Origin of the sequence: Pseudomonas sp. IT-196MI5 (assembly GCF_949767415.1) — a bacterium.
GTDB lineage: Bacteria > Pseudomonadota > Gammaproteobacteria > Pseudomonadales > Pseudomonadaceae > Aquipseudomonas.
In genome coordinates, this window is sequence record NZ_CATKPZ010000064.1 from 1 (window position 1) to 465 (window position 465).

1 rRNA gene is annotated in these 465 nt (G+C 55.7%); it reads right to left on the bottom strand.

Annotated features, from left to right (window positions below):
- Positions 1 to 61 precede the first annotated feature (61 nt).
- A 16S ribosomal RNA gene (locus ACM6IK_RS24305) occupies positions 62 to 465 on the bottom strand; the annotation flags it as partial.

Sequence of the window (465 nt, forward strand, 5' to 3'; positions counted from 1 at the left end):
CGTCTTCTTCAATGAATCAAGCAATTCGTGTGGGAGCTCATGGAGCAGCTGAGTCGTCGATTAAGGAGGTGATCCAGCCGCAGGTTCCCCTACGGCTACCTTGTTACGACTTCACCCCAGTCATGAATCACACCGTGGTAACCGTCCTCCCGAAGGTTAGACTAGCTACTTCTGGTGCAACCCACTCCCATGGTGTGACGGGCGGTGTGTACAAGGCCCGGGAACGTATTCACCGCGACATTCTGATTCGCGATTACTAGCGATTCCGACTTCACGCAGTCGAGTTGCAGACTGCGATCCGGACTACGATCGGTTTTGTGGGATTAGCTCCACCTCGCGGCTTGGCAACCCTCTGTACCGACCATTGTAGCACGTGTGTAGCCCAGGCCGTAAGGGCCATGATGACTTGACGTCATCCCCACCTTCCTCCGGTTTGTCACCGGCAGTCTCCTTAGAGTGCCCACC